Below are 9,439 nucleotides of genomic sequence, written 5' to 3'. Positions count from 1 at the left end.
CCGTGTGCTCTTAGTAGCTTAACCATTTCGCTCATTTGTTGCGCTGTCCGCTCTCTTGTCCGTTCATTTCATCTATTGAGTAAACCCATTAGAGGTTGAAATGAACTCCCAAAGGATCGATCATCACATCAAATTCGCTAGCTACCTTTACACTTCATTCAATTCATAATGAGTTGAATGTTAAATATAAAAGAATGTTCTAAATCGCAAATTCGTTTCGTTATCTAGTTTTCAAGGATCAAAGTCATTTCTAAAGAGAAATAACATGTTTGAAAAGATTGCTCTTTCAAAACTGACAACGAGTGAGAGAAATATTCATGGAATCTATTGTTCCATAAGTCTTATCTTGACTCTTATATGAATGTTTCCGTTGCAGGAAACGATTCTCCATAGAAAGGAGGTGATCCAGCCGCACCTTCCGATACGGCTACCTTGTTACGACTTCACCCCAATCATCTACCCCACCTTCGGCGGCTGGCTCCCTTGCGGGTTACCCCACCGACTTCGGGTGTTGTAAACTCTCGTGGTGTGACGGGCGGTGTGTACAAGACCCGGGAACGTATTCACCGCGGCATGCTGATCCGCGATTACTAGCAATTCCGACTTCATGCAGGCGGGTTGCAGCCTGCAATCCGAACTGAGACCGGCTTTGGTGGGATTGGCTCCATCTCGCGATTTCGCAGCCCGTTGTACCGGCCATTGTAGTACGTGTGTAGCCCAGGTCATAAGGGGCATGATGATTTGACGTCATCCCCACCTTCCTCCGGTTTGTCACCGGCAGTCTGTTTAGAGTGCCCACCATAATGTGCTGGCAACTAAGCATAAGGGTTGCGCTCGTTGCGGGACTTAACCCAACATCTCACGACACGAGCTGACGACAACCATGCACCACCTGTCTCCTCTGTCCCGAAGGCCGCCACTATCTCTAGTGGATTCAGAGGGATGTCAAGACCTGGTAAGGTTCTTCGCGTTGCTTCGAATTAAACCACATACTCCACTGCTTGTGCGGGTCCCCGTCAATTCCTTTGAGTTTCAGTCTTGCGACCGTACTCCCCAGGCGGAGTGCTTAATGTGTTAACTTCGGCACCAAGGGTATCGAAACCCCTAACACCTAGCACTCATCGTTTACGGCGTGGACTACCAGGGTATCTAATCCTGTTTGCTCCCCACGCTTTCGCGCCTCAGCGTCAGTTACAGCCCAGAGAGTCGCCTTCGCCACTGGTGTTCCTCCACATATCTACGCATTTCACCGCTACACGTGGAATTCCACTCTCCTCTTCTGTACTCAAGTCACCCAGTTTCCAGTGCGACCCGGGGTTGAGCCCCGGGATTAAACACCAGACTTAAATGACCGCCTGCGCGCGCTTTACGCCCAATAATTCCGGACAACGCTTGCCCCCTACGTATTACCGCGGCTGCTGGCACGTAGTTAGCCGGGGCTTTCTTCTCAGGTACCGTCACTCCAGGAGCAGTTACTCTCCTGAATCTTCTTCCCTGGCAACAGAGCTTTACGATCCGAAAACCTTCATCACTCACGCGGCGTTGCTCCGTCAGACTTTCGTCCATTGCGGAAGATTCCCTACTGCTGCCTCCCGTAGGAGTCTGGGCCGTGTCTCAGTCCCAGTGTGGCCGTTCACCCTCTCAGGTCGGCTACGCATCGTCGCCTTGGTGAGCCGTTACCTCACCAACAAGCTAATGCGCCGCAGGTCCATCTGTAAGTGACAGATTGCTCCGCCTTTCAACATCTCCTCAGGAGAGAAAATGTATTATCCGGTATTAGCTACCGTTTCCGGTAGTTATCCCAGTCTCACAGGCAGGTTACCTACGTGTTACTCACCCGTCCGCCGCTGAGTATCAGGAGTGCAAGCACTCCATCAACTCCGCTCGACTTGCATGTATTAGGCACGCCGCCAGCGTTCGTCCTGAGCCAGGATCAAACTCTCCAATAGAGATGAATGTCAGATCAACTTTGCAGCGACCGGACATTCATCGAATGAAAAGAGCGATATGCTCATTTTGAAACAAACTGGCGAGAATTTTCATTCTCTACCAAATGATTTCTCATTTGTTTTGACTTCACTTTCGTGAAATCCTTACTCACTCGTTGTTCAGTTTTCAAAGATCAATTTCTCTCTCGTCATCACCAGTTGTTCTCGGCGACAACTACTATATCTTATCATGTCCGACTCAGTAATGCAAGCTTTATTTTCAATGTCATTTTCATGTGATTGTTAAGCTTTCTGGTTCGTGTTGACCGACGTTTAATGGCCGGATAAATAATATATCACGTTTGTTAAGTAACTACAAGTTACAATATTTTCTAAATGACCATTATTGACTACTCATTACTATATCCCGTTAGGCTACATTCAGAGGAATGTCTTTTACGCAGTATTAATAGCTCCCGTATTCACCATTTTAATGAAAGAGTATTGTCTTGACCAAGCTTCTAATCATAATGCTCTTTCCAAAAAACACAACACCATCTTCTCTTTGCTCTTTTAGATATAGGTAAAGGCATTCATCCAAATACAGTAAGTTCAATTGGATAGCTATATAAGTATACAAACGTTACCTCGGAACGTACAAACAAACTAAACAATAAAGAATAGACATTCACCTATATTGCCTTAGATGAGTATCCTATTGTTAAAGCCATTTTAATTAGACGGAGGAAACAGCATGGGATACTTTGTTACTGTAGAACGAGGTGTGAAAATATATGTAGAGGATGTGAACCCAGAGGGGAGTAAAACAATACTATTTATACATGGTTGGCCTTTAAACCATAAGCAGTTTGAATATCAATTTAATATTCTTCCAGCAATGGGGTACCGATGTATAGGCATTGACTGGAGGGGTTACGGTAACTCTGATAAACCATTTAGTGGCTACAATTTTGACAGATTGGCAGATGATATCCGTGCAGTAATAGAGGCATTACAGTTAAAAAACTTCACACTAGCAGGGCACTCCACAGGAGGAGGAATCTCGATTCGATATATGGCTCGATATCAAGGTTATGGAGTATCCAAGCTTGTCCTTATAGGCGCTGCATCTCCGACTAGTGTTCCAGAAGAAATAGCAAATAATTTCATTACAGGAACACTAAATGATCGGCCAAAAATGTTGGAGGGAGTAACGGATCTCTTTTTCTTTCAGCATATTACGGAGCCTTTCTCAGACTGGTTCTTTCAAATGGGATTACAAGCAGCTGGTTGGTCGACTGCGGCAGTCATGACTACACTAAGAGATGAGAATGTGTACAATGATCTTAGCAAAATATTTGTACCTACATTAATTATTCATGGCATCCATGATAAAATCGTTCCCTTTACCAATGCTCAGGAAACAAATAAGCTAATTAAAAATTCACAACTTGTTCCATTTCAATATAGCGGTCATGGTACTTTCTGGGAAGAACGCGACAAGTTCAATCAGATATTAATGCAATTTATTGGCTGATAGTTCTCTTCAACTCCCATAAGTAGTTCCCAATAGGGAACGAAAATCAAAAGTCTGCACCATGTTGAATAACTCCTCTAGCCTTCCTATGTGTGAAGAAAGGAGGGCTTTTACCGTAAGGTTGCCTTTATTTAAGAATGCTTGACCTTCGCTTTGACCTCTTGAAATATCAAGACCAATGACTGGATTCATCATATTCTCATCCTCTCTGATTGTATGGTTGCCCGTAACCACTATGACATCTGCTTGCAGTTCCACAGCATTGCACGTGATACGAGACTAGACCTCAACCAGTAAAAACTAGCTAACCTCATAATACGACGGGATATGATAATTCAGTCCCAAAAATGCTAACGCTGGGGGAGTCTCCACGTTCTGCTTGCAGACACAGTAGCTGAAAAGTGTGACCGTCTAAAACTATAATCTCTTCGAGCATCTCCAAGTCAAAATGTAATTATAACAAAAAGAAAAATGGATAGAGAGTCAGATGTTTTCTGACAACTCTATCCATTTTTTACGTTCATAAAATATATAACATTATATCTAATGCTTTATTATTATTGGTCATAACGGACTTCTTCTCACTTTAATAAAGTATATCGAAGTTCCCTTTAATGTACAAAATAACAACTCATCTGCCAGTACCTGTATGCTAAATTTCTTTTCCTTCAATAAAAAGCCAAAAAAACACTACCCAATGATGGATAGTGTTCTCATAGTTGCTTGGCGACGTCCTACTCTCCCAGGACCCTGCGGTCCAAGTACCATCGGCGCTGGAGGGCTTAACGGTCGTGTTCGGGATGGGTACGTGTGGAACCCCTCCGCTATCGCCACCAAACAGGATTTTTGTGTTGCTTATCTACTTTGTTAATACTTCAACAAAATATCCAACCCTATAAAGAGCATGCAACATAAAATCAGTACAAGGTTTAATCCTTGAAAACTAGATACGAAACGAATTTGCAATGTTAAAACAGCATATGCTTCCGAAGTAGTTTCACTTCATGAAACTTTTAGGATAAGCCCTCGACCGATTAGTATTGGTCAGCTCCATGCATTACTGCACTTCCACCTCCAACCTATCTACCTCGTCGTCTTCAAGGGGTCTTACTAATTGGGAAATCTCATCTTGAGGGGGGCTTCACGCTTAGATGCTTTCAGCGTTTATCCCGTCCGCACGTAGCTACCCAGCTATGCTCCTGGCGGAACAACTGGTACACCAGAGGTGCGTCCATCCCGGTCCTCTCGTACTAAGGACAGCTCCTCTCAAATTTCCTGCGCCCACGACAGATAGGGACCGAACTGTCTCACGACGTTCTGAACCCAGCTCGCGTACCGCTTTAATGGGCGAACAGCCCAACCCTTGGGACCTACTTCAGCCCCAGGATGCGATGAGCCGACATCGAGGTGCCAAACCTCCCCGTCGATGTGGACTCTTGGGGGAGATAAGCCTGTTATCCCCAGGGTAGCTTTTATCCGTTGAGCGATGGCCCTTCCATGCGGTACCACCGGATCACTAAGCCCGACTTTCGTCCCTGCTCGACTTGTAGGTCTCGCAGTCAAGCTCCCTTCTGCCTTTGCACTCTTCGAATGATTTCCAACCATTCTGAGGGAACCTTGGGGCGCCTCCGTTACTCTTTAGGAGGCGACCGCCCCAGTCAAACTGCCCACCTGACACTGTCCCCGAACCGGTTTACGGTCCTAGGTTAGAACCTAGATACGATCAGGGTGGTATCCCAACGGCGCCTCGATAGAAGCTTGCGCTCCTACTTCTTAGGCTCCCACCTATCCTGTACAGATCGTACCCAAATCCAATATCAAGCTGCAGTAAAGCTCCATGGGGTCTTTCCGTCTTGTCGCGGGTAACCTGCATCTTCACAGGTATTAAAATTTCACCGGATCTCTCGTTGAGACAGCGCCCAAGTCGTTACGCCATTCGTGCGGGTCAGAATTTACCTGACAAGGAATTTCGCTACCTTAGGACCGTTATAGTTACGGCCGCCGTTTACTGGGGCTTCGGTTCATAGCTTCGGGTTACCCCTAACCACTCCCCTTAACCTTCCAGCACCGGGCAGGCGTCAGCCCGTATACTTCGCCTTGCGGCTTCGCACAGACCTGTGTTTTTGCTAAACAGTCGCTTGGGCCTTTTCACTGCGGCCCCCTCGTGCTATTCACACTACCGGGGCACCCCTTCTCCCGAAGTTACGGGGTCATTTTGCCGAGTTCCTTAACGAGAGTTCTTCCGCGCGCCTTAGAATACTCTTCTCGCCTACCTGTGTCGGTTTGCGGTACGGGCACCTTCTCCTGGTTAGAGGCTTTTCTTGGCAGTGTGAGATCATGACCTTCGCTACTATAATTTTCGCTCCCCATCACAGCCCAGCCTTATTGATGTGCGGATTTGCCTACACATCAGCCTCACTGCTTAGACGGACACTTCCATCAGTCCGCGTCACTACCCTGCTGCGTCACCCCATTACTCATAACGGATTACGGTGGTACAGGAATTTCAACCTGTTGTCCATCCACTACGCCTTTCGGCCTCGCGTTAGGTCCCGACTTACCCTGAGAGGACGAGCCTTCCTCAGGAAACCTTGGGCTTTCGGCGGATCAGATTCTCACTGATCTTTTCGTTACTTATACCGGCATTCTCACTTGTATGCTGTCCAGCGCTCCTTACGGTACACCTTCAACCTGCATACAACGCTCCCCTACCCCTGATGCAAAGCATCAAGCCATAGCTTCGGTGGCGTGTTTAGCCCCGTTACATTTTCGGCGCAGAGTCACTCGACCAGTGAGCTATTACGCACTCTTTCAATGATGGCTGCTTCTAAGCCAACATCCTGGTTGTCTGTGCAACTCCACATCCTTTCCCACTTAACACACACTTGGGGACCTTAGCTGATGGTCTGGGCTGTTTCCCTTTCGACAATGGATCTTAGCACTCACTGTCTGACTCCCGGAATTCGAGTCTATGGCATTCGGAGTTTGACTGAGTTTGGTAACCCTTGCGGGCCCCGCACCCAATCAGTGCTCTACCTCCACGACTTATTTCCGAGGCTAGCCCTAAAGCTATTTCGGGGAGAACCAGCTATCTCCGAGTTCGATTGGAATTTCTCCGCTACCCCCACCTCATCCCCGCATTTTTCAACATGCGTGGGTTCGGGCCTCCAGTGCGTGTTACCGCACCTTCACCCTGGACAGGGGTAGATCACTCGGTTTCGGGTCTACGTCCACGTACTAAAATTCGCCCTATTCAGACTCGCTTTCGCTGCGGCTCCGGCTTCTCACCTTAACCTTGCACGGGAACGTAACTCGCCGGTTCATTCTACAAAAGGCACGCCATCACCCATAAATAGGGCTCTGACTTTTTGTAAGCACACGGTTTCAGGTTCTATTTCACTCCCCTTCCGGGGTGCTTTTCACCTTTCCCTCACGGTACTGTTTCACTATCGGTCGCTAGGTAGTATTTAGCCTTAGCAGATGGTCCTGCTAGATTCATACGGGGTTTCACGTGCCCCGCACTACTCGGGATCCGTCTCGGAGGGATTAGACTTTTGGTTACAGGGCTTTTACCTTCTATGCCGGGCCTTTCCAGACCTCTTCACCTAACCTAATCCTTTGTAACTCCATGTGAGACGTCCCACAACCCCAAAGAGCAAGCTCCTTGGTTTGGGCTGTTCCGCGTTCGCTCGCCGCTACTGACGGAATCACTATTGTTTTCTCTTCCTCAGGGTACTTAGATGTTTCAGTTCCCCTGGTCTGCCTCTACATTCCCTATGTATTCAGGAATGAGTAACTGCGAATTACCACAGCTGGGTTTCCCCATTCGGACACCCCCGGATCAAAGCTTGCTTACAGCTCCCCGAGGCAGTTTCGTTGTTCGCCACGTCCTTCATCGGCTCCTAGCGCCTAGGCATCCTCCGTGTGCTCTTAGTAGCTTAACCATTTCGCTCATTTGTTGCGCTGTCCGCTCTCTTGTCCGTTCATTTCATCTATTGAGTAAACCCATTAGAGGTTGAAATGAACTCCCAAAGGATCGATCATCACATCAAATTCGCTAGCTACCTTTACACTTCATTCAATTCATAATGAGTTGAATGTTAAATATAAAAGAATGTTCTAAATCGCAAATTCGTTTCGTTATCTAGTTTTCAAGGATCAAAGTCATTTCTAAAAGAGAAATAACATGTTTGAAAGATTGCTCTTTCAAAACTGACAACGAGTGAGGAAATATTCATGGAATCTATTGTTCCATAAGTCTTATCTTGACTCTTATATGAATGTTTCCATTGCAGGAAACAATTCTCCATAGAAAGGAGGTGATCCAGCCGCACCTTCCGATACGGCTACCTTGTTACGACTTCACCCCAATCATCTACCCCACCTTCGGCGGCTGGCTCCCTTGCGGGTTACCCCACCGACTTCGGGTGTTGTAAACTCTCGTGGTGTGACGGGCGGTGTGTACAAGACCCGGGAACGTATTCACCGCGGCATGCTGATCCGCGATTACTAGCAATTCCGACTTCATGCAGGCGGGTTGCAGCCTGCAATCCGAACTGAGACCGGCTTTGGTGGGATTGGCTCCATCTCGCGATTTCGCAGCCCGTTGTACCGGCCATTGTAGTACGTGTGTAGCCCAGGTCATAAGGGGCATGATGATTTGACGTCATCCCCACCTTCCTCCGGTTTGTCACCGGCAGTCTGTTTAGAGTGCCCACCATAATGTGCTGGCAACTAAGCATAAGGGTTGCGCTCGTTGCGGGACTTAACCCAACATCTCACGACACGAGCTGACGACAACCATGCACCACCTGTCTCCTCTGTCCCGAAGGCCGCCACTATCTCTAGTGGATTCAGAGGGATGTCAAGACCTGGTAAGGTTCTTCGCGTTGCTTCGAATTAAACCACATACTCCACTGCTTGTGCGGGTCCCCGTCAATTCCTTTGAGTTTCAGTCTTGCGACCGTACTCCCCAGGCGGAGTGCTTAATGTGTTAACTTCGGCACCAAGGGTATCGAAACCCCTAACACCTAGCACTCATCGTTTACGGCGTGGACTACCAGGGTATCTAATCCTGTTTGCTCCCCACGCTTTCGCGCCTCAGCGTCAGTTACAGCCCAGAGAGTCGCCTTCGCCACTGGTGTTCCTCCACATATCTACGCATTTCACCGCTACACGTGGAATTCCACTCTCCTCTTCTGTACTCAAGTCACCCAGTTTCCAGTGCGACCCGGGGTTGAGCCCCGGGATTAAACACCAGACTTAAATGACCGCCTGCGCGCGCTTTACGCCCAATAATTCCGGACAACGCTTGCCCCCTACGTATTACCGCGGCTGCTGGCACGTAGTTAGCCGGGGCTTTCTTCTCAGGTACCGTCACTCCAGGAGCAGTTACTCTCCTGAATCTTCTTCCCTGGCAACAGAGCTTTACGATCCGAAAACCTTCATCACTCACGCGGCGTTGCTCCGTCAGACTTTCGTCCATTGCGGAAGATTCCCTACTGCTGCCTCCCGTAGGAGTCTGGGCCGTGTCTCAGTCCCAGTGTGGCCGTTCACCCTCTCAGGTCGGCTACGCATCGTCGCCTTGGTGAGCCGTTACCTCACCAACAAGCTAATGCGCCGCAGGTCCATCTGTAAGTGACAGATTGCTCCGCCTTTCAACATCTCCTCAGGAGAGAAAATGTATTATCCGGTATTAGCTACCGTTTCCGGTAGTTATCCCAGTCTTACAGGTAGGTTACCTACGTGTTACTCACCCGTCCGCCGCTGAGTATCAGGAGTGCAAGCACTCCATCAACTCCGCTCGACTTGCATGTATTAGGCACGCCGCCAGCGTTCGTCCTGAGCCAGGATCAAACTCTCCAATAGAATTGAAAAGAGCGATATGCTCATTTTGAAACAAACTGGCGAGAATTTGCATTCTCTACCAAATGATTTCTCATTTGTTTTGACTTCACTTTCGTGAAATCTTTAC

General features: G+C 47.9%; 2 protein-coding genes and 4 rRNA genes. 1 reads left to right on the top strand and 5 read right to left on the bottom strand.

Going from position 1 to position 9,439, the window contains the following annotated elements; all coding sequences use genetic code 11:
* Positions 1-393 precede the first annotated feature (393 nt).
* Positions 394-1,949, bottom strand: a 16S ribosomal RNA gene (locus tag UB51_RS26035).
* A gap of 733 nt (positions 1,950-2,682) precedes the next feature.
* Here UB51_RS26035 and UB51_RS26030 point away from each other — a divergent pair.
* Positions 2,683-3,465 (top strand): alpha/beta fold hydrolase, encoded by a 783-nt coding sequence (locus tag UB51_RS26030; RefSeq protein WP_044875525.1) that lies wholly within the window; start codon positions 2,683-2,685, stop codon positions 3,463-3,465.
* A gap of 9 nt (positions 3,466-3,474) precedes the next feature.
* Here UB51_RS26030 and UB51_RS26025 read toward each other — a convergent pair whose 3' ends face one another.
* From UB51_RS26025 to UB51_RS26010, 4 genes are all read right to left on the bottom strand, one after another.
* On the bottom strand, positions 3,475-3,723 hold the full coding sequence (locus UB51_RS26025) for a hypothetical protein (protein ID WP_144406924.1): 249 nt from the start codon (positions 3,721-3,723) through the stop codon (positions 3,475-3,477).
* A 463-nt stretch (positions 3,724-4,186) separates the two neighbouring features.
* Positions 4,187-4,303, bottom strand: a 5S ribosomal RNA gene (gene rrf, locus UB51_RS26020).
* A 176-nt stretch (positions 4,304-4,479) separates the two neighbouring features.
* A 23S ribosomal RNA gene (locus UB51_RS26015) occupies positions 4,480-7,409 on the bottom strand.
* A 368-nt stretch (positions 7,410-7,777) separates the two neighbouring features.
* Positions 7,778-9,333: ribosomal RNA gene (locus UB51_RS26010) — 16S ribosomal RNA — on the bottom strand.
* The 16S, 23S and 5S rRNA genes sit together here, the layout of an rRNA operon.
* Positions 9,334-9,439 lie beyond the last annotated feature (106 nt).

This window comes from Paenibacillus sp. IHBB 10380, from assembly GCF_000949425.1.
GTDB lineage: Bacteria > Bacillota > Bacilli > Paenibacillales > Paenibacillaceae > Paenibacillus_AQ.
The sequence above is the reverse complement of the archived record's forward strand: the minus strand, read 5'-3'. Positions and strand labels throughout refer to the sequence as shown.